16 protein-coding genes are annotated in these 24,186 nt (G+C 75.3%); 7 read left to right on the top strand and 9 right to left on the bottom strand.

Annotated elements, in window-relative coordinates; all coding sequences use genetic code 11:
- Positions 1-359: 359 nt before the first annotated feature.
- On the bottom strand, positions 360-1,439 hold the full coding sequence (absR1, locus tag HZS56_RS01405) for a beta-glucuronidase AbsR1 (protein ID WP_216718769.1): 1,080 nt from the start codon (positions 1,437-1,439) through the stop codon (positions 360-362).
- 72 nt (positions 1,440-1,511) lie between these two features.
- Here absR1 and HZS56_RS01400 point away from each other — a divergent pair, with 72 nt between their 5' ends.
- On the top strand, positions 1,512-3,392 hold the full coding sequence (locus HZS56_RS01400; RefSeq protein WP_374201048.1) for a LuxR family transcriptional regulator AbsR2: 1,881 nt from the start codon (positions 1,512-1,514) through the stop codon (positions 3,390-3,392).
- Positions 3,393-3,859: 467 nt separating this feature from the next.
- On the opposite strand, the gene HZS56_RS01395 is transcribed toward HZS56_RS01400, so the two are convergent.
- Complete coding sequence (locus HZS56_RS01395) at positions 3,860-6,712, bottom strand: CHAT domain-containing protein (protein ID WP_253913556.1); 2,853 nt, start codon at positions 6,710-6,712, stop codon at positions 3,860-3,862.
- 264 nt (positions 6,713-6,976) lie between these two features.
- Here HZS56_RS01395 and HZS56_RS01390 point away from each other — a divergent pair, with 264 nt between their 5' ends.
- The 3 genes from HZS56_RS01390 (at position 6,977) to HZS56_RS01380 (ending at position 9,587) form a co-directional block, all read left to right on the top strand.
- Positions 6,977-8,410 carry a S8/S53 family peptidase gene (locus tag HZS56_RS01390; protein ID WP_216718766.1) on the top strand — a complete coding sequence of 478 codons (1,434 nt, stop codon included), beginning with the start codon at positions 6,977-6,979 and terminating at the stop codon, positions 8,408-8,410.
- Between the two features lie 71 nt (positions 8,411-8,481).
- Complete coding sequence (locus tag HZS56_RS01385) at positions 8,482-9,060, top strand: RNA polymerase sigma factor (protein ID WP_308407958.1); 579 nt, start codon at positions 8,482-8,484, stop codon at positions 9,058-9,060.
- Positions 9,057-9,587 (top strand): hypothetical protein, encoded by a 531-nt coding sequence (locus HZS56_RS01380; protein ID WP_216718764.1) that lies wholly within the window; start codon positions 9,057-9,059, stop codon positions 9,585-9,587. Before HZS56_RS01385 ends, HZS56_RS01380 begins: the two co-directional genes overlap by 4 nt.
- Positions 9,588-9,615: 28 nt before the next feature.
- On the opposite strand, the gene HZS56_RS01375 is transcribed toward HZS56_RS01380, so the two are convergent.
- From HZS56_RS01375 to HZS56_RS01350, 6 genes are all read right to left on the bottom strand, one after another.
- Positions 9,616-10,839 (bottom strand): cytochrome P450, encoded by a 1,224-nt coding sequence (locus HZS56_RS01375; protein ID WP_216718763.1) that lies wholly within the window; start codon positions 10,837-10,839, stop codon positions 9,616-9,618.
- Positions 10,840-11,238: 399 nt separating this feature from the next.
- On the bottom strand, positions 11,239-12,036 hold the full coding sequence (locus HZS56_RS01370) for an N-formylglutamate amidohydrolase (protein WP_216718762.1): 798 nt from the start codon (positions 12,034-12,036) through the stop codon (positions 11,239-11,241).
- A 102-nt stretch (positions 12,037-12,138) separates the two neighbouring features.
- On the bottom strand, positions 12,139-14,358 hold the full coding sequence (locus tag HZS56_RS01365) for an NADP-dependent isocitrate dehydrogenase (RefSeq protein WP_216718761.1): 2,220 nt from the start codon (positions 14,356-14,358) through the stop codon (positions 12,139-12,141).
- A 174-nt stretch (positions 14,359-14,532) separates the two neighbouring features.
- Positions 14,533-15,627: a mechanosensitive ion channel family protein gene (locus HZS56_RS01360; RefSeq protein WP_216718760.1), complete on the bottom strand. Its 1,095-nt coding sequence runs from the start codon at positions 15,625-15,627 to the stop codon at positions 14,533-14,535.
- 210 nt (positions 15,628-15,837) lie between these two features.
- Entirely contained in the window at positions 15,838-17,382 is a 1,545-nt protein-coding gene (locus HZS56_RS01355) for an amino acid permease (protein ID WP_216718759.1), read from the bottom strand.
- A gap of 31 nt (positions 17,383-17,413) precedes the next feature.
- On the bottom strand, positions 17,414-18,421 hold the full coding sequence (locus tag HZS56_RS01350; protein ID WP_216718758.1) for a hypothetical protein: 1,008 nt from the start codon (positions 18,419-18,421) through the stop codon (positions 17,414-17,416).
- Between the two features lie 365 nt (positions 18,422-18,786).
- Between HZS56_RS01350 and HZS56_RS01345 the strand changes: the two genes are divergently transcribed.
- Genes HZS56_RS01345 through HZS56_RS01335 form a run of 3 tightly spaced genes read left to right on the top strand, consistent with a single transcriptional unit; the run spans position 18,787 to position 22,870 of the window.
- Entirely contained in the window at positions 18,787-20,226 is a 1,440-nt protein-coding gene (locus HZS56_RS01345) for an FGGY family carbohydrate kinase (protein ID WP_216718757.1), read from the top strand.
- Positions 20,223-21,644, top strand: coding sequence for an FAD-dependent oxidoreductase (locus HZS56_RS01340; protein WP_216718756.1), 1,422 nt, complete (start codon positions 20,223-20,225; stop codon positions 21,642-21,644). Before HZS56_RS01345 ends, HZS56_RS01340 begins: the two co-directional genes overlap by 4 nt.
- Positions 21,641-22,870 (top strand): NAD(P)/FAD-dependent oxidoreductase, encoded by a 1,230-nt coding sequence (locus HZS56_RS01335; protein ID WP_216718755.1) that lies wholly within the window; start codon positions 21,641-21,643, stop codon positions 22,868-22,870. The genes HZS56_RS01340 and HZS56_RS01335 overlap by 4 nt, the downstream gene beginning before the upstream one ends.
- 350 nt (positions 22,871-23,220) lie before the next feature.
- On the opposite strand, the gene HZS56_RS01330 is transcribed toward HZS56_RS01335, so the two are convergent.
- Positions 23,221-24,126, bottom strand: coding sequence for a lysylphosphatidylglycerol synthase transmembrane domain-containing protein (locus HZS56_RS01330; RefSeq protein WP_216718781.1), 906 nt, complete (start codon positions 24,124-24,126; stop codon positions 23,221-23,223).
- Between the last annotated feature and the right edge of the window lie 60 nt (positions 24,127-24,186).

Here is a 24,186-nt window from a genome sequence, read left to right as displayed (position 1 = left end):
GGTGCGGGCCCCGGGGGGGGGGCCCCCCCCCCGCCCCCCCCCCCCCCCCCGGCGCCCGCCCCCCCCCCCCCCCCGCCCCCGCCCGGCCCCCGCGGCCCCCCCCCCCCCCCGCCCCCGCCGGGGGGCCGCCGGCGGCCCCCCCCGCCCCGCCCCGCGGTCCCGGGGGGGCCGGGGGCCCCGGGGGGCGGGGCCGCGCCCCGCGGGGCGCGGCGCGCGCGTATGTGGCCGGGCCCGCCGCCCCCGCGCGGCGGACACGGCATGTGCCGCGGAACGTCAGCCCTCCCCCGAAGGAGACGTTCCGCGGCCGGCCCCCGGCGCCGGTACGTGGCCACGGCGCCCGGGCGTTCGAGGCCGCGCGGTCACCAGCACATGACCGCCGTCTCGCCCGCACCCCACGAGGAGTACAGGCGCACCCGGACGACATAGCGGCGGCCCTTGACGAAACGGGCCCTGAGTGTGGCGTTGCGGGGCGTTCCCCCGTCGTCCTGTCCGGCGAGGTAACGGGGCACGCCGTCCCGCTCCTCGAAGATGACGACGACGGCGTCGCTGTCGCCGAAGGTGCCCACGCTGTACTCGCGGGTCTCCGGCGGGTCCACCCGGAAGTCGGCCTGTTCGCCGGGCCCGAGGCCGAGCGGCACCGACCGGAACGGCACCAGCGGCCCCGGCCTGCCGGTGGGCGGGTACCAGCGCAGGGCGAACTCCTTGTCGGCGGCGGACAGGGTGCCGGGCGGGTGCAGGCCCGAGCGGTAGTGCTCGGGCTCCAGTATCAGACCCGACGGGAACGGGTACTCCATGATCGACTGCGGGTCCCAGACGGGGCCGTTGGCCTCGTCGTCGTCCAGCTTGCGCAGGATGTTGTGGAAGGTCCGCTCCCGGCTCCAGTTGTTCGGCGGGCCCGCCAGTTCGGCGTACACGGCCTCGTCGTCCCAGAGGATCCCGGCGTGCGGGCTCTGGTGTTCGTGCAGCATGCCGAGCGCGTGCCCGATCTGGTGCAGGGCCGTCGCCCGCTCGCCCGGCGCGGTCAGGTCCCACCCGAAGTTCATCGTGCGGTCGTTCATCCCGACCCGCAGGGCGTCCTTGCCCACCGCCGACCAGGAGCCGTCGCCCGGCTGGAAGCCGATCCGCAGCTCCGCCTCCGAACGGTCGCGGACCTCGGTGAGCTCGATCCCGATGCCGAGGTCCTGCCACTCCCGGAAGCAGTCGCGCACGACGTCCCGCTGCTCCTCGGTCCCCACCCACGAACCCCGCCGGGGCCGGCCGGTGCCCGGCATCGGCACCACGGAGGTGTCGGTGTCGCCGCCGAGGAAGCAGTAGTGCAGCACGGTGCCGTTGACCCACATCCGCTGCCCGCCCACGAGCGCGGCGACGCGTTCGGCGGCCAGCCCCGGTGCGAGCACAGGGGCAGGCTGCTGCGCGAGCGAGCAGTAGCGTGCGGTCATGGCGGCCATGGTGCCGTCCGGTCCGGCCCGGACGCCTGAGTCGGGGGGTACTCAAGTCACCCTGTATCAGGGATGAGTATGCCGACTCATGTTCTCGTGACGACTTCGACGACTTCGACAACGGCGACGACTGCGACGAGCTCGGCGGCCTCCAGGACTTCCCTGTGGGACGCGAAGACCCTCACGGCGCCCTGGCCGTTCACCGGCCGGACCGACGAACTGGAGCTGGTGCGCCGGTCCGTGGCCGCCGGACGCGGCGGTCTCGTGGTGACGGGACCGGCGGGCTGCGGGAAGACCCGGCTGCTGACCGAGGCCGTGCGCGGCACGGACTGGGCCCGTGCGGCCGGGACGCCCGAGACCCGGCACCTCCCCTTCGCCGCCTTCGCCCACCTGCTGCCGGACGGCGTCACACTGCACCGCGCACTGCACCTCCTGTCCGGCGTTCGGCTGCTGCTGGTCGACGACGCGCACCTGCTGGACGACGCCTCCGCCGCCCTCGTCCACCAGCTGGCCCTGCACGGCCGCACCCGGCTCCTGGTGGCCGCCACCGACGGCGTCCCGCTGCCCGGCGCCGTGTCCCGGCTGTGGACCGGGGAACTGCTGCCGCGTCTCGTCCTGGAGCCGCTGCCGCGTGAGGAGAGCGCCGAACTGCTCGCTGCGGCCGAGGACACCGTCCTGGAGCCGCTCACCGTCGACCGGCTGCACCGTCTGTGCCGGGGCGACCTGCGGCTGCTGCGCGAACTGCTGACCGCGGTGCGCGAGGAGGGGCTGCTGGTGCCGGTCCCGGACACGGACCAGCGGGCCTGGCGGGGACCGGTGCCGGTGACGGCCACGGTCCGGGAGCGCACCGCCCACGTCCTGGACCGGGTGGGGCCCGGGGAGCGCGAGAGCCTCGAACGCCTCGCCTTCGCCGAACCCCTGCCGGTCGACCTGGACGCCTTCGACATGCGCACCCTGGAGAGCCTGGAGGCCGACGGCCTGGTGACCGTCGACGAGGCGGGCGCCACCCGGCTCGTCCACCCCCTGCACGGCCCCGTCCTGCGCGCCGCCGCGGGCCGGCTCCGCGCCCGACGCCTGGCGCGCACCCCGGACCAGTGCGCCGCCGCCCTGGAGGCCGAGCGGGCCGCTCTCGCCCGGCGTGTCGAGCGGGCCGACGTACGGGAGCCGGTCGCGCCCGTGGGGGAGTGGCTGGCGGCCGAGGGCGCGCCGCTGCCCGCGCGGTACGCCGCGCTGCGGGCGCGGTTCGCCCGGCTGGGAGGCCGGCTGGCGGAAGCGGCGGCCTGGGCCCGCGAAGGGCTGCGGAACAGCCCGCGGGACAGGTCCTGCCGCGAGGAACTCGGCCTGGCCACGGCCCAGTCGGGCGAGGCGCCGGCCCACGGCGTCCACGGCGGCGGTGCGCTGGCGGCCTGGGCTGCCGCCGCGCGCGGCGACCTCGGCGCGGCGGTCCGTACGGCCGCTGTCCACGAGCCGTACGACGCCGTCCGGCTGGGTGCTCCCGAACGGGCGGCCGGCCTGCTGACCGGCGTCTTCGCCGCGCACGCCGACGCACTCGCGCGCGGCGACGGACCGGCGCTCGACCGGGCGGCCGAGGAACTGGAGCGGCGCGGGTTCCTGCTCTTCGCGGCCGAGGCGCACGCCCAGGCGTCCGGCGCCCACCGCGAGCCGCGCGCCGCCCGCAGGGCCCGCACCCGCGCCGTCGCCCTGGCCCGGCGCTGCCAGGGCGCCCGCACGCCCGCCCTGTCCGGACTGGTGCTCGGCGAACTCACCGCCCGTCAGCGGCAGATCGTCACCCTCGCCGCCGCGGGCCTGAGCAACCGGCAGATCGCGGAGCGGCTCACCCTCTCCGTCCGTACCGTCGGCAACCACCTCTACGGCGCCTACACCCGCCTGGGCGCCGGCGACCGCGGCGCCCTGCCCTGGCTGATGGAGCTGCCCGAGCCGCAACCGGCCTGAACCGACACCGGATCGGGGCCGCGCGCGGCGCGCCGCGTGCCGGACGCCGGGACGCCCGACGCCCCATGCCCCGCGTGGGTCACGGGGCGCGCCAGTCGGCGGTCAGTCGGCAGTGGCTCGCGCGGCAGGTTGCGCGGCGCTCGGGCGGTGGGTCCCGCGGCGGGCCACGCGGCAGTCGGTCGGCGAGCCAAGTGGCGGCCACGCGGCGGTCGGTGGCCGCTCGCGCGGCGGGACGCGCGGCGGGACAGGGCAGGAAGGGCGGCGTGCCGGGCGGCAGGACGAGTGTGCGTGCGGTCGGTCGGCGGCCGGTCGGTGGGTTGCGCGGCGGCCACCTGGCGCGGCAGTCGGCGGTCGCGTGGCGGTCGGTGGCGGGTCGCTGGGGAGGACATGCGGCGGGACGGGAGGCGGGACGCGCGGCGGGACAGGGCAGGAAGGGAGACACGCCGGGCGGCGGGACGAGCGTACGGTCAGGCGGCTCCGAAGGCCGAGAACGCCCACCCCGTCGCCTGGTGCACCGCGTCCCCCGGCAGCGCGGCCCGCGCGTCGCGCAGCGCCTCCGCCAGCGACAGACCCGCGTCAAGCCCCTTGTGCAGCCCGAGCATGAGCGGCACCACCGCCGCGTCGTTGACCGGAGCACTGCACGCCACCACCCCCGCAGTGCCCAGCGGCAGCAGGGCGGTGACCAGACCGAGCAGCTCGTCGGCACCGACCGACGCGAAACGGGCGGTGTCGCAGCAGGACAGGATGATCCGGTACGGGCTGCGGTCGAGCCGCTCGAAGTCGTGCACGATCAACGGACCGTCCGCCATCCGCAAGGACGAGAACAGCGGGCTGTCCGCCCGGAAGGTCCCGTGCGCGGCGATGTGCGCCAACGCGGCCCCGTCCAGCTCCCGCAACACCCGCGGCACCCGCGCCGCGTCGCCCTCCAGCACGGTCGGCGCACGGACCTCGTCCGGGGACAGGACCAGATCGTCCCGCGCTCCGGTCGCGGGGCCGTGTCCGGCCGCGGTGGCTGTGGCCGCGGTGGCGGCTGTCGCCGCGGTGGCCGGGGGCGCGCCGGCGGCCACCGCGGCCGGGGCACCGCGCTCGCCCGTCCGGGAGAGGGCACTCCCGCCTGCCGCTCCCGGTACGGCTGGTGCGACCTCGCCCCTCCCCGACGGGCCCGCGTACCCGACCCCGGACACCGGCCCCTGCCCCCGTCCGCCTCGCGGCGTCCGCGACGCGCCGTAACGCCGGGCGAGTTCCGGGACCTCCGCCCCGTCGGTCGCCAGACCCGGGCCGCGGACCAGCACCTGGCGGCCACCGGGCGGCGGGGACGTGTCCCTGGCGCGGAGCCAGCTGCTCGCCGACGGCGACACGCTCAGGACCCGCTCGCGCAGCGCGGGCAGCAGGGCCCACGGCACCCGGTGCAGCCGGCCCGGCGGGACGACGACCACCGGCCCCGAGCCCAGGTGAGCCGCAGCGGCGCCGAGCAGCAGCTCCTGCAGGCGGGCGCCCGCCGCCTCCACCACCGGCAGCCGCGCCTCCGCCCCCGGGTGCGCCAGCCGCCGCAGCCCGGCCTGGACGTGCTCGGCCTCCCGCTCCGCCTCCGCCAGCAGCCCCGCCTCGAACCGCCGCACCCGCCCCTGCCCGCACAGCAGTACGTGCACGCGCCCGTCCAGCACCGCCAGTTCCACCAGCCGGACCTCGTCGCCGAGGCGCCGCAGCAGCCGCCCCACGTCGAACCGGTCGCCGTCCCCCGGCGCCTCGCCCCGCATGTGCAGCGTGCGGGAACGGATCTCCCGTTCCAGGCGCCGCTGTTCGCGCTCCAGCGCGGGAGCGGGACGGCCGCCGCCACCGCGGGCCTCCTCCGCGCGGGCGGCGATCTCGCGGAACGCCGTCATGCCGCTCAGCAGCGCCGGGTCGGCCGGCGGCCGGGTCGGCGGCGCCGACAGCACCGTCGCCCGCCAGCGTTCGCTCCACATCAGCAGCCGCCGCGGTCCCCCCGAGACCAGGCTCGCCCGCTGTGCCAGCGCGGCCAGCTCCGCGCCCTGCGCCGTGGCACGGGCCCGCAGCTCGGAGGCGCCCAGCGTCATCCGGTGGTCGTCCAGCACGTCCAGACCGCGCCGGCAGGCCTCCAGCACCCCGCGCGTCGACCCGGCGGCGCGGGCCCGCAGCGCCTGCGCCGCCCAGCCCGTCATCCGCGCCAGCGGCGGCCCGTTGTGCCGGCTGCGCGCGGCGACCCCCAGGTGCCGTTCCGCGTCCGCCGTCCAGCCGAGCCCCAGCGCGATACGGCCCGCGAGCAGCGACGCCTCCGGCGCGGCCGGTGCCCCGAAGGAGGCCAGCCGCTCGGCCACCGCCGCCGCGTCCGCGACCAGCCGGCCCGAGGCGCGGCCCGTCGCGACCCGCGCCTCGATCAGCACCAGCCGGGCGTGCGTCTCGTACCAGCCGCGCCGCTGCCCCGCGAACAGCCGTACCGCCAGGGCCGCGCGGGCCAGCGCGGTCCGCGGCTCGTCGGCCAGCCGGGCCGCGCGCGCGGCGACCAGCAGCAGCTCCGCCTTGCGGGTGGACTGTCCGCCGATCCCGTCCAGCGCCGCGATCGCCCCGTCCGCCTCCGCCAGCGCCTCCGTCGGGAGACCCGCCGCCATCAGCACCTCGCAGCGCCGGATGGTGAGCATGAACGTCGGCGTGCCCAGCTTCGCGTACCGCTCCTCCGCCTCGTCGAGCAGCCGCAGCGCCGCCGGCACGTCGCCCGAACGGAAGGCCGCGAGCCCCCGGCTCTCCACCGCGTCGGCCTTGTCGTGCTCCTGCCCCGTGGTGTCCCACAGCCGCTCCGCCGCCGTGAAGTCGGCGTCCGCCCGCTCCACCGAGCCGAGCGCCAGATGCACGGTCGCCCGCAGCGTCAGCGCCCGCGCGGTCCAGATCACGTCGTCCGCCTGCCGCAGCACCGGGATCGCCCGCCGTACGTCCTCCAGCGCCTCGCCGTGCCGGCCGAGCACCCACCACACGTAGGCCCGCCGGTACAGCACCCGCGCGCGCGTGTGCCCGCTCCCGCGCGCCACGCCCTGCTCGAACGCGGCCAGCCCCTCGCGCGTACGCCCCGAGTGCACCAGCGCCACCCCGAGCGTGGCCAGGACGTCCGCCTCCCGCTCCGCCGAGTCCGCGCGGGCCGCCAGATCACGCGCGCGCCGCAGATGGGCCAGGGCCCGCCGGGTGTCGCCGAAGTCCCGCTGCCAGATCCCGACCACCTGGTGGGCCACCGAGGCGTGCAGCGGCGGGGGATCGGCCGCGAGCAGCTCCTCCGCGCGCGTCAGCGCCTCACCCGGGGCGGCGAACACCATTGGCAGCAGTTGGAGAACCGAGTCGTTTCCCGCTGTCACCCCACGGATGGTAGTGCTCCACAACCGTGCCACACAGGTTCGAGTCTGTATCAATCGGCGGCCTCGCGACTCTGATTGACGACCGCCGCCGGACCTCACCCGGAATCCCGCCCAGGACCTCGCCCAGGACCGCACTCAGAACTTCACCCAGGACCGCACTCAGACCGCAGCCGACGAGGCTGCCACGATCGTCGTCACGACCGCCGCCTCAGTGGAGGGCATGCCATGGCACCACAGCGATTCCGCGAGCAGTTCGACCAGATCCAGCGCTCGATGCCGGACGTCCCGCTGGCCATGGGCCCGGACGACTCCGCCGAGTTCCTCTACGAGAAGGGCGTCGTCCTCGCCCGCGACGGGGAGGAGGCCCGCCTCGTCGAGGACACCGTGCGCGACCACTTCACCACGATGGCCGGCCTGACCTCCGACCACGTGCGCCGGACCAGCGCCGAGAACAACCGCACCGGCATCACCCGCATCCGGGTCGGTGAGCCCGACGAGGGCGACCGCGGCGCCGACTCCACCGTCGCCCACGCCCTGCGCTCGCTCAGGACGGCGGAGGGCCGCGCGGGCCGCCGTCTGATCAGCCGCAACCACGTCGTCTCCATCGCCGTCAACGCCTGCCCCGGCGACGAGCCCGTGCCCGTCCCGCTCAGCGAGCCGCCGAACCCGGCCGCCGCCACGATGCCGTACGACGCGGAGACCGCCGTCGGCGTCCTCGTCGTCGACACCGGCCTCATGCACGACTACCGGTCCTACCCGCTGCTGGCCCACACCGAGGGCGACGCCCAGATCCGCGAGTGCGACGACGACGGCGTCCTCCAGCAGTACGTCGGGCACGGCACCTTCATCGCCGGGCTCGTCGCCGCCGTCGCCCCGAACACCGACGTGACGGTGCGCAACACGCTCAACGACGCGGGCGCGATCCTCGAGTCCGAACTGGGGGAGAAGCTCTTCGAGGCCGTCGACCGCGACGGCTGGCCCGAGGTCCTCAGCCTCTCCGCGGGCACCTCCAACGGGCGCACCGACGGCCTGCTCGGCGTCCACGCCTTCATGGAGGAACTCCGCGACCAGCGCACCCTGCTGGTCGCCGCCGCCGGCAACAACGCCAGCGCCACGCCGTTCTGGCCCGCCGCCTACGCCGACCTGCCCGGCTGGGAGACCTCCGTACTCTCGGTCGGCGCCCTGCGTTCCGACGGCGAGTTCGGTGCCTGCTTCAGCAACCACGGCGGCTGGGTCCGGGCCTACGCCCCCGGCGAGCGCCTCACCAGCGCGCTGACCGGCTTCGGGACACCTGTGCCGTACGTCTACCAGCACTCCACCTACGACGACTGCCGGTTCGGCTTCGCCTACCCCTGCACCTGCCAGTACCCCCGGCACAACGGGGTGCTCAGCGAGCCGGGCGAGGCGCCCGCCAAACCCGACCAGGTGATGTTCGAGGGCCACGCGCAGTGGAGCGGCACGTCCTTCGCGACCCCCGTCGTCGCGGGGCTGGTCGCCGCCCACATGACGGACCACAAGGAGCCCGACCCGCGCCTGGCCCGGGTCCAGCTCCTCGCCACCAACACCGAGTACGCGGAAGTGCGCGGGGCGCACGTCCCCGCGCTGCTGCCGCCCACCTGGCGCCCCGTCGCCGTCGACCCGTCGGCCGGCGGGTCGTGAACGGCCTCCTGCGGGGCGGAACCACTCCCTCCACGGCGTACGATGACGTGTCGTACACGAGGGGTGGGACCGTGGACCGTGCAGAGGTCGGGGCGCTCGTACAGTCGGCCGCCGACGGAGACTCGGCGGCCTGGAAGTCGCTGGTGGACGGGCTGGGCCCGCTGGTCTGGTCCGTCGCGCGATCGCACGGGCTGTCCGACGCCGACGCGCACGAGGTGTATCAGACCGCCTGGTTCCGTTTCGCCCAGCACCTGGGACGGATCCGCGAACCGGAGAAGACCGGGTCCTGGCTCGCGAGCACGGCCCGGCACGAGTGCCTGAAGCTGCTGCGGGCCTCCAAGCGGTGGACGCCGACCGACGATCCGCAGCTGCTCGACCGGCCGAGCGAGGACCGTACGCCGGAGGAGTCGGTGCTCGACTCCGAGGAGGCCGCCGCGCAGACCGAGCGCGTACGGCTGCTGTGGCAGGAGTTCGAGGCGCTGGGCGAGCGGTGCCGCCAGTTGCTGCGGGTACTGATCTCCTCGCCGCCGCCCAGCTATCAGGAGGTGTCCGCCGCGCTGGGAATCGCGGTGGGCAGCATCGGACCGATGCGCCAGCGCTGTCTGCGCCGGCTGCGGGCCCGGCTAGAGGCACGGGGGACCACGTCATGAGCGGCACGAGCGACCGGTACGGCTTCGACGACTTCGACGGCTCCGGCGACGGACCGGCCGACGGATCCACCGACGGGACGTTCCCGGACGACGACTGGGACTCCGGTCTCCTGGAGGAGGAGCTGCGGCAGGCGGCCGCGATCCTCGACCCGGTCCCGGCCGCGCTGCGGAGCGTCGCCGTCGACGCCTTCGCGCTGCACGACCTCGACGCCCGCGTGGCCGAGCTGACCTTCGACTCGCTGGTCGACGGCATTCCGGTCAGGGGCGAGACGGACCCGCCCCGGATGCTGACCTTCCAGGCCGACGCGGTGACCGTCGACGTCGAGGTCACCCCGGACGGCCTGATCGGCCAGCTGCTGCCGCCGCGACCGGCGCGGATCGAGGTGCTGAGCGGACCGCGCGAGTACGCCCGGCTGACCGCCGACGACCTGGGCCGCTTCACCGGCGACGCGCCGCCCGCGGGCCCGTTCGCCCTGCGGCTGCGCACCGGCGGGGAAGTGGTCGTGACGGAGTGGCTGCGGGCCTGAGGCCCACGGCCGCACCGCCGTCTGCCTCCTACCAGGTGCAGGGCAGCGTGCGCGGGCCCCGGATCATGGTCTTGCGACGCCAGGCCACCTGCTCGGCGGGGACCGCGAGCCGCAGCCCCGGCAGCCGGTCCAGCAGCGTGTCGACCAGCAGCTCGGTCTGCATCCGGGCCAGCACGGCGCCCGTGCAGAAGTGGTGCCCGTTGCCGTACGCCAGGTGCGGGTTGGGCTCGCGGTCCAGGTCGATGCGGTCCGGGTCGGGGAAGACGTCCGGGTCGCGGTTGGCGGCCAGGTAGGAGACGTAGACCGGCTCGCCGGCGGCGACGCGTGTCCCGCGCACGTCGACGTCCTCCAGGGCGATGCGGGCGAGGCCCACCGAGGTGCGGTGCGAGATCCAGCGCAGCAGCTCGTCCAGTGCCGTGCCCCGGGCCTCGGGCCGCTCGCGCATCCGGGCCATCAGCCCGGGGCGGGTGAGCAGCAGGAACAGCATCTGCCCGACGTTGTGCGTGACCGCCTCGCCGCCGATCTGCAGCGGCCCCGCGAGTCCCACGGCCTCCGTCTCGTCCACCTCGCCCCGCCCCACGGCCGCACCGAGCATCGAGTACACGTCCTCGGCGTCGCTTCCGGCGCGGGCACGGACGGTCTCGGTGATCCACCCGTACAGGCCCTGCTTGGCCTGCTCGGCGGCCTCGGCGCCGCCGGAGGTGGAGATGATCTGCCGGGTCCAGGAGTGCACCCGCTCCCGGTCGGCGGCCGGTACGCCCATCACCTCGCTGACGACGGTGATCGGGAAGGGCTCCAGGACCCGCTCGACCAGGTCCGCGGGCGGCCCGTCCCGGACGATCCCGTCCACGAGGCCGTCCAGGATCTCCTGCGCCCGGGGCCGCAACCGCTTGGCCGCGCCCACGGTGAACGCGCCCGCGACGGCGCGCCGCAGCCGGTTGTGGTCGGGCTGATCGGCGAAGGCGAGGGAGCCGGGCCGCGGCTTGAAGTGCGGGGCGAGCCGCGTGATCTGCCGCCTCGTCACCTCGGCCCGCCCGAAGCGCGGATCGTTGGTGATCGCCTTCACGTCCTCGTACCGGGTGGCCAGCCACGCCCAGCCCTCGCCGTGCGGCAACCGGATCCGGGTCAGCGGCCCCTCGCGCATCAGACCGGCGAGGACCGGGTCGAACTCCGGACCGTCCAGGTCGAGGGCGGGCCAGTCCCGCACCGGGGGCGGTGACTGGCCGGTCAGCGTGCTGGTCTCCTGGGTCATCCCCCCACCCTGGCCGCGCCCCGGTCCGGCTGTCGCGCGGTAGTGCTCCAGCCGGTGGGCACGAACAGGCCGGCCGGCCACGGCACCCGGTCGGCGGAGTGAGGCGTGGGCCTGCGCGCTGCGGTCGGTGGGCCGCGCTGCGGGGCCGGCGGGCAGCGGTACGGGACTGGCGGGCGCCCGTTCGGGAAGGGCGGGCGCGGTGTGGGGTCGCGCGGTGCGGTCAGTGGGCCTGGAGGGTGCGGGTACGCGGCGCCGGGTTCGGAGGCGGCGGGGCGCGGCGCGGGGACGGTGGGCCACGCCGTGGGGTCCGCGGGTGCCGCGCCGTGCTCTGCCGTGCCCTGTTGTGCCGTGCCCCCTGTCGTGCCGCGTTGCGCCGTGTCGGCCCGGTGTGGGTGCGGCTCAGTCGGACACCGCGTCGACGAGCGTCGCCAGGGACGCCGCGAGGCGGGAGAGGCCGGGGCCGGCCGGTCCGCCGGGCTCCGTCATGTAGGTGTCCCGGCGGATCTCCACCATCAGCGCCCCGACCTCCGCCCGCCGCCCGTAGAAGTCCAGCGGCACGTACGTCCCGGCGAACGGGCTGTCCAGGCCGGTCTCCCCGCACGGGGCGAACGCCTTCCGGGCCGCCGCGAGCAGTGCGGGCGGGGTGTGGAAGCGGTCGGTGCCCAGGCAGACCGGCGGGCGCGGGCCGTCGCCGTGCAGCTCGTAGGGCAGCGGCTCGCTCGGGTAGGAGTGCACATCGATGATCACCGCCCGTCCGGTGGCCGCGAGCCGGTCGGCGACCGCCTCGGTCATCGCCCGCGCGTACGGCCGGAAGTACCGCTCGATCAGCGGCCCGGGGTCCGTGCCGGGAGCGCGCAGCACCTCGCGGTGCGACGTCCGCGTGTAGACGGCGCCCATCCCGACGGCCGCCATCTCCTCGCGCTCGTCCGGGAACCGCTCCGGGTCGACGACCAGCCGCGACGCCCGGTTCACGAACCGCCACGGTGTGCGGCCGGCCAGGCCCGCGGCGGCCTCGGCGAGCTCCGCCGTGTGCGCGTCGGTCATGTGGTCCAGCTCCCGCTCCAGCTCCGCGTCGGACAGGGCGATGCCGGGGCGGGCGTCGGCCGGGACCGCGCGGGAGGAGTGGGGCACGTGCAGGATCACCGGGGACGCGGCGGCACCCGGCACGAGGGCGAAGGAGGCGGAGGCGTGGGTCACGGGGTGCTGCTCCCGAAGGCGTGGAGGACGACAGACGGGCACCCCGCCTCCGAGGGGACGGAGACGGGGTGCGGGGCCCGTGCGGGCCGGCGGCGCGAAGGGTCAGGCGAGAGACGCCAGCGCCCCGTTCCAGGTGGCCGACGGGCGCATCACCTCGGCGGCCCTGGCCGGGTCGGGCTGGTAGTAGCCGCCGATCTCGGCAGGCTTGCCCTGGACGGCGTTCAGCTCCTCGACGATCTTCTGCTCGCTCGCGGTGAGCGTCTCGGCGAGCGGGGCGAAGGCCTTGGCCAGGTCCGCGTCGTCGGTCTGCTTCGCCAGCTCCTGCGCCCAGTACAGGGACAGGTAGAAGTGGCTGCCGCGGTTGTCGATGCCGCCGACGCGACGGGTCGGGGACTTGTCCTCGTTGAGGAAGGTCGCCGTGGCGCGGTCGAGGGTGTCGGCGAGGACCTTGGCACGGGTGTTGCCGGTGGTCTCGGCGTACTGCTCCAGGGACGGCACCAGGGCGAAGAACTCGCCGAGGGAGTCCCAGCGCAGGTAGTCCTCCCGGACCAGCTGCTGCACGTGCTTCGGCGCCGAGCCGCCGGCGCCGGTCTCGAACAGGCCGCCGCCCGCCATGAGCGGGACGACCGACAGCATCTTGGCGCTGGTGCCCAGCTCCAGGATCGGGAACAGGTCGGTCAGGTAGTCGCGCAGCACGTTGCCGGTGACCGAGATGGTGTTCTCGCCGCGGCGGATGCGCTCCACCGACAGCTTCGTGGCCTCGACGGGGTCGAGGATCCGGATGTCCAGGCCCTCGGTGTCGTGCTCCTGCAGGTACGTGCGCACCTTGGCGATCAGGTTGGCGTCGTGGGCGCGGCCCTCGTCCAGCCAGAAGACGGCCGGGTCGCCGGTGGCGCGGGCGCGGGTGACGGCCAGCTTGACCCAGTCGCGGATCGGGGCGTCCTTGGTCTGGCAGGCGCGGAAGATGTCACCGGCGGAGACCGTCTGCTCCAGCACGGCGTTGCCGGCGGCGTCGACCAGCCGGACCGTGCCCGTGGTGGGGATCTCGAAGGTCTTGTCGTGGCTGCCGTACTCCTCGGCCTTCTGCGCCATGAGGCCGACGTTCGGGACCGAGCCCATCGTCGACGGGTCGTAGGCCCCGTTGGCGCGGCAGTCCTCGATCACGGCCTGGTACACCCCGGCGTAGGAGGAGTCGGGGATCACGGCCAGCGCGTCGTGCTCGCCGCCGTCCGGGCCCCACATGTGGCCGGAGGTGCGGATCATGGCCGGCATGGAGGCGTCGATGATGACGTCCGAGGGCACGTGCAGGTTGCTGATGCCCTTGTCGGAGTCGACCATGGCCAGCTCCGGGCCCTCGGCCAGCTCGGCGTCGAAGGAGGCCTTGATCTCCGCGCCCTCGGGCAGGGACTCCAGGCCCTTGTGGATACCGCCCAGGCCGTCGTTCGGGGTGAGGCCGGCCGCGGCGAGCGCCTCGCCGTACTTCGCGAACGTCTTCGGGAAGAACGCGCGGACCACGTGGCCGAAGATGATCGGGTCGGAGACCTTCATCATCGTGGCCTTCAGGTGCACCGAGAACAGGACGCCCTCGGACTTGGCGCGGGCGACCTGGGCCGTGAGGAACTCGCGCAGCGCGGCGACGCGCAGCACGGAGGCGTCGACGACCTCGTCCTTCTTCACCGGCACCGACTCGCGCAGCACGGTGGTGGTGCCGTCGTCGCCGACCAGCTCGATCCGCAGCGCGCCGTCCTCGGCGATCACCACGGACTTCTCGGTGGAGCGGAAGTCGTTCTCGCCCATGGTCGCGACGTTGGTCTTCGACTCGCCGGTCCAGGCGCCCATGCGGTGCGGGTGGGACTTGGCGTAGTTCTTCACCGAGGCCGGGGCGCGCCGGTCGGAGTTGCCCTCGCGCAGGACCGGGTTGACCGCGGAGCCCTTGACCTTGTCGTAGCGGGCGCGGACGTCGCGCTCCTCGTCGGTCTTCGGGTCGTCGGGGTAGGCCGGCAGCGCGTAGCCCTGGCCCTGCAGCTCGGCGATGGCGGCCTTGAGCTGGGGGATGGACGCCGAGATGTTCGGCAGCTTGATGATGTTGGCGGCGGGCGTCTTGGCCAGCTCGCCGAGTTCCGCGAGGGCGTCGGGGATGCGCTGGTCCTCGGTCAGGTACTCCGGGAACAGGGCGATGATGCGGCCGGCCAGCGAGATGTCGCGGGTCTCGACGGCGACACCCGCCTGCGAGGCGTACGCCCGGATCACCGGCAGGAACGAATACGTCGCCAGGGCCGGGGCCTCGTCAGTGTGTGTGTAGATGATGGTCGAGTCAGTCACCGGGTGCTCCGCTCCACGTCTGCAACATTGCTCGACATCAAGATATCTCGTGATCGACCTCGGCTCGACAGGGGTCGCACGGAGATTCAGGACACCCTGCACACCCTGCCGTGCGACCTTGTATCGAACATCTGGTCGAAACCGGGCCCGGTATCTGGTCGAAACCGGGTCCGGTCAGGCCGACGGGACGGTCTCTCCGCCCGCCCGCTCCTCGCCCGTCCGCTGCTGCGGGAACACCACGGCCCCCTGCTGGAGCGCGACGGTGCGGGCAGGTGACGGGATGCGGATGCCCTCCGCGCGGTAGCGCTTGTGCAGACGCTTGATGAACTCGTGCTTGATCCGGTACTGGTCGCTGAACTCGCCGACGCCGAGGATCACCGTGAACCCGATCCGCGAGTCGCCGAAGGTGTGGAAGCGCACCGCCGGCTCGTGCTCCGGCACCGCACCGGTGATCTCCGTCATCACCTCGGCGACCACCTCGGTCGTCACGCGCTCCACGTGCTCCAGGTCGCTGTCGTAGGAGACGCCGGCCTGGACCAGGATCGTCAGCTGCTGCTCGGGCCGCATGAAGTTGGTCATGTTCGACTTGGCGAGCTGTCCGTTCGGGATCACGACCAGGTTGTTCGACAGTTCCCGGACGGTGGTCTGCCGCCAGTTGATGTCCTCGACGTAGCCCTCCTCGCCGCTGCTGAGCTGGATGTAGTCGCCCGGCTGCACGGTCTTGGAGGCGAGGATGTGAATGCCCGCGAAGAGGTTGGCCAGCGTGTCCTGGAGGGCCAGCGCGACCGCCAGGCCGCCGACGCCGAGGGCGGTGAGCATCGGCGCGATGGACACGCCCAGTGTCTGCAGCATCACCAGGAAGCCGATGGCCAGCACGAGGATCCGGGTGATGTTGACGAAGATCGTGGCCGACCCGGCGACCCCCGAACGCGACGTCGTCACCGTCCGCACCAGACCGGCGACCACCCGCGCGGCCGTCACCGTCGCCACGAAGATCAGCAGCACCGTCAGCACCTGGTTGACACTGTGCTGCACCGCCCGCGTCAGCGGCAGCGCGGCCGCCGCCCCCGCCACGCCGCCCGCGACCGCCGCCCACGGCGCCACCGTGCGCAGCGCCGCCACGATGACGTCGTCACCGCCCCAGCGGGTGCGCCCCGCGTGCCCCGCCAGCCAGCGCAGCAGCAGACGCAGCAGGAACGCCCCCAGCAGCCCCGCACCCAGCGCGATGCCGGCGGGCATCAGGTGGTCCATGGTCAGCTCCTCGGTCACCGCTCGCCTCCACGGGGCACACCGGCGGCACAACCGCTCGCCGACACCCTGATGTGATCACTCGTCACGTCGTCGTCACCTGCTCGATGCCTACGGGATGGGGGATGCGCGACTACGCCGGTCCGCAAGGCAGTTCGACCCGCGCGAGGGCTCATCCTGCCGCATCCCGGGCGGTGCCCCGTACCGCGCCGAGGGGCGGACCGGGGCGCCTCAGACGATGCCCTCGGCCAGTTCCTGCTGCTCACGGTCGTCGCCGTAGGCCGCCGTCGTCGGAGTGCCGTACGAACGGCGGGCGACGAACCACCACACCGTGGCCAGTACCAGTACGACGGCCAGGGCGACCGCGGCGTAGTTCATCGTGTCGACCGTCACCGGCGACGCCTGCGGCAGGCAGAACAGCACGGTGACGAACGCCACCCACGCCACCGCGACCCAGCCGACCGGCCTGCTCCACCGCCCCAGGTTCCACGGTCCCGGCGTGAACCGGTCGCCCGCGCGCAGCCGCAGCAGCACCGGGATGGCGTACGCCGGGGTGATGCCGATGACGTTGATCGCGGTCACCGCGCCGTACGCCGTCGCCGAGTACAGGGACGGCACCGCGAGCAGGCAGGCCACCGCCACCGACAGCCACACCGCGGGCACCGGCGTCTGGGTGCGGGCCGAGACCCTGCGCCACAGGGACGAGCCGGGCAGGGCGCCGTCGCGGCTGAACGCGAACACCATCCGGCTGGCGGCGGCCACCTCGGCGTTGCCGCAGAACAACTGCGCCACGATCACCACGAGCAGCAGCGCGCTCGCACCGTCCGTGCCCAGGCCGTCGAGGAGGATCTGGGCGGGCGGCACCCCGGTCGCGGTGTCCCGGGTCGCGGCGTAGTCCTGGATGGCGAAGGTCAGCCCGGCCAGCAGCACGAAGCCCGCCAGCCACGACACCCAGATGGCCCGCACGATGCCGCGCGCCGCCGACACCGAGGCGTTCGAGGTCTCCTCGGACAGGTGGGCGGAGGCGTCGTAGCCGGAGAAGGTGTACTGGGCGAGCAGCAGCCCGATCGCCGCCACGTACAGCGGGTTCTCCCAGCCGGTGTCGTTGACGAACTCGGTGAAGACGAAGGACGGCGACTGGTGGTGGTCCGGGACGATCACCAGGGCGCCGACGATCAGCGCCACACCGGCCAGGTGCCACCACACGCTCACCGAGTTGAGGACGCTGACCAGCCGCACCCCGAACAGGTTGAGCACGGCGTGCAGCAGCAGGATCGCCATGAAGATCAGCATCGTCTTCTCCGGCGTCGGCGCGAAGCCCCACTGGAGGTTGAGGAACGCGCCCGTGAACAGCGCCGCCCCGTAGTCGATCCCGGCGATCGCGCCGAGCAGCCCCAGCAGGTTCAGCCAGCCCGTGTACCAGCCCCAGCGGCGGCCGCCGAGCCGGTCGGCCATGTAGTACAGCGCGCCCGACGTCGGATAGGCGCTGGTGACCTCGGCCAGCGCCATCCCGACGCACAGCACGAACAGGCCGACGCCCGCCCAGCCCCACAGCATCACCGCGGGGCCGCCGGTGCCCAGGCCGAAGCCGTACAGGGTCATGCAGCCGGACAGGATCGAGATCACCGAGAAACTGATCGCGAAGTTGCCGAAGCCGCCCATGCGGCGGGCCAGTACCGGCCGGTAGCCGAGTTCGCGCAGGCGCTGTTCCTCGTCGGTCGCGGCGCCGGACGCCGAGTGCCGGCCGGCGGCGGGCGGTTCAGAGGGGCGGGACATGGCAGACCTCCGGGGACGGAAGGGTGGGGGGTCAGTGGCGCCGCCGGCCGCCGCCGCGGACGGCCGAGCGGCACCGCGTACGGGCCTGGAGGAAGGCCTCCACGGCCCGCCGGCCGGAACCGTCGCCGCCCGGGACCCGGCAGGCCCAGGGCAGCGGCGTCCAGTAGGGGCCGAGCGCGTCGAACACCTGGTCCGCCTCCCGGAACCGGAGAGCGCCCCACAGGGCGTGGGCCAGGTGGTTCAGATCCGGCAGGGACCGTTCGTCCTGCGGGCAGGGCGCGAACCAGGAGTCGAACGCCTGTCGCGCCTCACGGGCGGCGTCCTCGGCCGCCCAGTGCAGGGCCGGCGCCGCCTCCCGGGCGCCCCTGCGGCGGAAGCGCTCCACCCGCACGTACAGCGGCAGCACGTGCAGGGCCGAGCCCGGCGGCGCCGAACCCGCAGCCCACTGCGCGAACCCCGCCGCCCGGGCCAACCGGTCCGAGGCGCCCCTGGGGTACAGGAACTGGAGCATGCGGTGATGGGCCTCCCGGTTGCACGGGTCCCGCTTGTCCGCCTCCGCCAGCAGCCCCCACGGGCCCGCCGGCAGCATCGGCTCGGGCGGTGCCATCCGGTGCTCGTCCCAGCGCTGCCCCTCGTCCAGCCGGGCCAGCGCCAGCAGACACACCCACGGCACCGGGTCGTGCGGCGCCGAACGCGTCGCCGCGTCGCAGGCGTGCCAGGCCTGGAGCCACAACTCCTGCGTGCGGCGGTGCTCCTCGCGGTGCGCCCGCAGCGCGCGCTCCACGGCGACCCGGGCGTGCATCACGGCTGCGGTCACGCTGCGCGGCTCCTCCGCCAGCCAGGCCCGCACCACGTCCGTACCGGCGGCCGACGCGGCCAGCACCTGCGTCCGCCGGGTCCACTGCGACCAGGAACCGGTCTGCTCCAGCAGGATCCGCATCGACATCCAGCGCCCGGCGCGCACCTCCTGCAGGGCGGAGCGCAGCGCGCCGTCGTGGCCGGCCGGGTCGTAGGCGGGCTGTGCTCCGTCCCTGGCCATCAGATGCCGGCCGCCGGGAGCGGAACGGGCGGGACGGGCAGGACGGAAGGGACGGGCAGGAGGGACGGGACGTGCGGGACGGCAGGCCGGCGTGACAAACAGCCCTCCCCGGGGGCGGCGGTGCGGTGGTCGTACGCGGTCGGCGGACACGGTCGTAAGCGGTCGGCGGACACTATAGAGGCGGAGGTTCCGCCTCTGTTCAGTTTCGGCAGAGTCGGGCTACATGCGTTGTCACCTGCACGAACTGACCTACAGTCAGGGGTACTTGACGCGGAGTGCGCACAGCGGCAGGCTGGCGCACCTGATCGCCGAGCCCGTCGGCACGACATCGCCGAGCCCGTCGGCGCGAACCGGAAAGGGGCGCCATGACAGGTCCGGTACTCGCCGTCGACCAGGGCACCTCAGGCACCAAGGCCCTGGTCGTCTGCCCCGAACGCGGCGTCCTCGGCGCCGGTTTCGCCGGGGTCCGCCCCCGGCACCTGCCCGGCGGCCGGGTGGAGGCCGACCCGGAGGAGCTGTACGCCTCGGTGCTCGACGCCGGGCGCCGGGCCCTGGCCGACGCGGGCGAGCCCGTCACGGCGCTGGGGCTGGCCAACCAGGGCGAGACGGTGCTCGCCTGGGACCCGCACACCGGGCGTCCGCTCAGCGACGCGCTGGTCTGGCAGGACCGCCGCGCGGAGACCGTGTGCACCGGACTCGCCGACCACGCCGACGAGTTGCGGCAGCTGACCGGTCTGCCGCTCGACCCGTACTTCGCCGCCCCGAAAATGGCCTGGATGCGACGGCACCTCACCCGTGAGGGCTGCGTCACCACCTCCGACGCCTGGCTGGTCCACCGGCTCACCGGCGCCCGCGTCACCGACGCCGCGACCGCCTCCCGCACCCAGCTCCTCGACCTCGACCGCACCGACTGGTCGCCCCGCGCCCTGGAGCTGTACGGGCTGGGAGACGAACAGCTCCCGGACGTCGTGGACAACGCCGCCCACGTCGGCACGACCCACGCCTTCGGCCTCAGGCTCCCGCTCACCGGACTCGCCGTCGACCAGCAGGCCGCACTGCTCGCCCAGCGCGTCACCGAGCCCGGCGCGGTCAAGTGCACCTACGGCACCGGCGCCTTCCTGCTCGCCGACACCGGCGGCACACCGCGCCGGGGCGACTCGGGCCTGGCGGCCTGCGTCGCCCGGCGGATCGGCGGACGCACCGACTACTGCCTGGACGGCCAGGTGTACACGGCCGCCTCCGCCGTGCGCTGGCTCACCGACCTCGGCGTCGTCCGGGGCGCCGCCGACCTCGACCCCACCGGCGCGACGGTGTCCGACGCCGGCGGCGTCACCTTCGTCCCGGCACTGGCGGGCCTCGCCGCCCCCTGGTGGCGCGGGGACCTGCGCGGCTCGCTCACCGGACTCTGCCTCGACACCACCCCCGGGCACCTGGTGCGCGCCCTGTGCGAGGGCATCGCCGCCCAGGTCGCCGAACTCGCCGACGGCGCGGCGGCCGACCTCGGCGCGCCGCTGACGGTCCTGCGTGTCGACGGCGGCCTCACCCGCTCCGCCCTGCTCATGCAGACCCAGGCCGACCTGCTGCAACGCCCCGTGGAGGTGTCCGCCCTGCCCGACGCCACCGCGCTCGGCGCCGCCGCCCTGGCCCGGCTCGGCGCGGACCCGTCCCTGGCCCTCGCCGACGCGCTGCCCGACGCGGGCCCCGCCGCGGTGTACGAACCCCGCGTCTCCGCCGACGAGGCGGCCACCCGCCGCGCCCGCTTCCGCACGGCGGTCGACGCGCTGCTCGCCGGGGAACCGGCGTGACGGTCACCGCGTCCGGACCCCTGCCCGCCGAACCGTACGACGTGGTGATCGTCGGCGCCGGGGTGGTCGGGTGCGCGATCGCCCGGCGGCTCGCGCACCATCCGGCCCTGCGCGTCGCCCTGGCCGAGTCCCGGGACGACGTCGGGCAGGGCACCTCCAAGGCCAACACCGCCATCCTGCACACCGGTTTTGACGCCGTGCCCGGCTCGCTGGAGTCCCGGCTCGTACGCGAGGGCGCCCGGCAACTCGCCGCGTACGCCGACGAGTCCGGCATCCCCGTGGAACGCGTCGGCGCCCTGCTCGTCGCCTGGGACGAGGAACAGCTCGCCGCCCTGCCCCGCCTCGCCGAGAAGGCCGGAAGGAACGCGTACCACGACACCCGCCTCATCGGCCCCGCCGACCTCTACGCCCGCGAACCCCACCTCGGCCCCGGCGCGCTCGGCGCCCTCCACGTGCCCGGCGAGAGCATCGTCTGCCCCTGGACCACCACGCTGGCGTACGCCACCCAGGCCGTCCGCGCCGGCGTCGACCTGCACCTGAACACACCGGTCGAACACGCCGGCCACCACGACGGCGTCCACCGCCTGACGACCCCGCGCGGCCCCCTGTACGCCCGCCGGCTCGTCAACGCGGCCGGACTGCACGCCGACCGCCTCGACCGGAGCCTCGGACTCGACGACTTCACCGTCGCCCCGCGCCGGGGCCAGCTCGTCGTCCACGACAAGTTCGCCCGCGCCCTCGTCCGGCACATCCTGCTCCCGGTCCCCACCGCCCGCGGCAAGGGCGTCCTGGTCGCGCCCACCGTCTACGGCAACGTCCTCCTCGGCCCCACCGCCGAGGACCTCGACGACAAGGACGCCACCGAGTCCACCGCAGCGGGGCTGCGCGCCCTGCGCGCACAGGGCCGCCGCATCCTGCCCGCTCTGCTCGACGAGGAGGTCACCGCCGTCTACGCCGGGCTGCGCGCCGCCACCGAGCACGACGACTACCGGATCCGAGCGCACCCCGCACAGGGCTGCGTCACCGTCGGCGGCATCCGCTCCACCGGCCTCACCGCCTCCCTCGCCATCGCCGAACACGTCACCGGCCTGCTCACCCGCACCGGCCTCGACCCCGGCGCGGAGCACCCGCCGGAACCGGTCCGCATGCCCAACCTCGGCGAGGCCTTCCCGCGCCCCCACCAGCAGCCCGAACGCGTCGCCGCCGACCCGGAGTACGGCGTCCTGGTCTGCCACTGCGAGCGTGTCTCCCGCGGTGAGATCCGCGACGCCCTCGCCGGTACGGTCCCGCCCCGGAGCCTGGAGGGACTGCGCCGCCGGACCCGGGCCCGGTCGGGCCGCTGCGGCGGGTTCCACTGCGGGGCGGCCGTACGGGCGCTGTTCGAGGAGGCACGGGGACGAGAGGAGGCACGGCGATGACGCGTCGGGTCGATGTCCTGGTGGTCGGGGCCGGCCCCGCCGGGCTCGTGGCCGCGGCCCGGCTCGCTGCGGCCGGAGCGCGCGTCGAGGTGCTGGAGCGGGAGCAGCGGGCCGGGGGAGTGCCGAGGCACTGCGCGCACCGGGGTTTCGGCGGCCCGCCGCACGCGCTGACCGGCCCCGCCCACGCACGGCGGCTCACGGAAGCCGCCGTGGGCGCGGGGGCCGAGGTGCGCACCGGTGTCACAGCGCTCGACTGGACGGGCCCCCTCGCCCTCGCCACCGTCGGACCGCGGGGCGCCGAGACCCTCGCCGCGCGGGCGGTGGTCCTGGCCACCGGCGCCCGTGAACGCCCCCGCGCCGCCCGCCTCGTCCCCGGCACCCGCCCCGACGGCGTCTACACCACCGGCGAACTCCAACAGGCCGTCCACCTGTACGGGCAGCGCATCGGCACCCGTGCCGTGGTCGTCGGCGCCGAGGCCGTCTCCCACGCCGCCGCCGACACCGTACGGGCCGCCGGGGCCGAGGTGGTCGCCCTCGTCACGGACCTGCCCCGGGCACCGGCCCCCGCCGCGCGCACCCTGCAGGCCCGCCTGCGGCACCGCACCCCGGTCCTCACCGGCACCTCGGTCACCGAACTCCTCGGCCGCGGACTCCTCTCGGGAGTGCGGGTGCGCCACCGCGACGGCCGTACCGCCACGCTGCCCTGCGACACCGTCGTGTTCACCGGTGACTTCGTGCCCGACCACGAACTCGCCCGGCACGGCGCGCTGTCCCTGGACCCCGGCACCCGCGGCCCCGCCGTCGACGGCGCCCTGCGCACCTCGCGGCCCGGCGTCTTCGCGGCCGGCAGCGTGCTGCACGCCGCAGAGAGCGCGGCGACGGCCGGCCGCGAGGGCGCGCACGCGGCCCGCGCCGTACGCGACTGGCTCGCCGAGGGCGGTACCGGGCGCGCGCACTGGCCCACCGGCGTCCCCCTCCTGGCCTCCCCGCCCCTGCTCCGCATCGCCCCCAACCGCGTCACCCCGTCCGACCGCCTCCCGTACGTCCTGCGCACGGCGATCCCGCTGAGCCGCCCGTCCCTGTACGTCACCCAGGACGGCCGCCCGCTGCACCGGCAGCGGCTCCCCCTCGCCACCGCCGTTCCCCACCGGCCGCTGACCCTGACACCCCGCTGGACCCACCGCGTCGACCCCGCCGGCGGACCGGTGCACGTCGCACTGGCCTGAGCGGGCCCCTGCCCGGCGCCCGAGCGGGACTTGCCCCACGCCCGGAAGAGGCTTCTGCCTCGCGGCCGGAGCGGGCTCCTGTCTCCGTGCCGGGAGGAGAGGCCCTGCCTCGCGGCTTGAGCGGGCTCCTGTCTCTGCGCCGTGCTTCCCGGTGGGAGCGGGCCCCTGCCCCGTGCCGGGAGGAGACGCCTGCCTCGCGCCCGGAACGGGCCCCAGCCGGCGGCCGGAACGGAGACCTGCCCGGCGTCCGGGGAAGGCCCCTGCCTGCACCCGGAGCAGCCCCCGCCCCGAGCCCCCGGAACAGGAGCTGGACGGCCCCGCGCCCGCGGAGGGCGGGGCGCGCTCCGCCCTCAGATCACCCGCATCCGTACCAGTGCCGCCAGCGTCAGTGCCCCCGGGAGCAGGGGCAGCCACACCGTCAGCAGTCTGAACGCCAGTACCACCGCCGTGGCGACGGCCGCCGGTCCGCCGGCCGCGACCAGGGCCACGACCAGCGCCGCTTCCACCGAGCCGATGCCCCCGGGGGTGGGCACCAGCGCCACCGCGACCGTCGCCGCCAGGTACGCCACCGCCATGTGCGCGGTCGGCACCGGCAGCCCCAGTGACCGCCCCACCAGCACCAGCGCCGAGGCCTGCAATGCGGGAAACGCCAACGCGCCGCCCCACAGCGCCAGCGCACGCGCCGGGCGCCCGTGCACCGAGCGGGCCTCGCCGAGCGCCGTCCGCAGGAAGGAGGCCACCGCGGCGCGCAGCCGGGGCACCAGCGCGAGCACGCCCGCCGCCACCGCCGGCACGGCGCCCGCGACGACCAGCAGCGGCCCCACCGCACCCTCGGGCAGCAGCGCGCCCAGCCGCAGCGTGCCCGGGAACGCCATCAGCAGGGCGCCCAGCAGGGCCACGCGGCCGACGCTCTCCGCCAGCAGGTACAGCGCGAGGGCGGCCGAGGAACGCGCGAGCGGCAGCCCGCACACCGTCATGAACCGCAGGTTGACCGCGCTCGCGCCCAGCCCCGTCGGCAGCAGGTGGTTGGCCGCGCCCGCGGCGAACTGCGTCGCGAGCAGCCGCCGCCGGGGCAGCCGCTCCACCACCGCCCCCTGCCGGGTACAGGCGGCGGCGACCCAGGTCAGACAGGTCGCGCCCGCCGCGGCCAGCAGCCAGGGCCAGCGGGCCGTCGCGAGATGGCCGAAGCCCTCGGCCAGCACGGACCGGTGCTGCACCGCGACCACGGCGACCAGCAGCAGCGGAAGGACGCACAGGACCCGGCGGACCGGGAACCGGCGCGTCGGTGGCTTCTCGGCGAGTCGTACCGCTGTCGT

It is taken from the genome of Streptomyces mayonensis, assembly GCF_018982965.1.
Classification (GTDB): Bacteria; Actinomycetota; Actinomycetes; order Streptomycetales; family Streptomycetaceae; genus Streptomyces; species Streptomyces mayonensis.
Note: the sequence above shows the minus strand (reverse complement) of the source record. Positions and strands in the feature narration are given on the sequence as shown.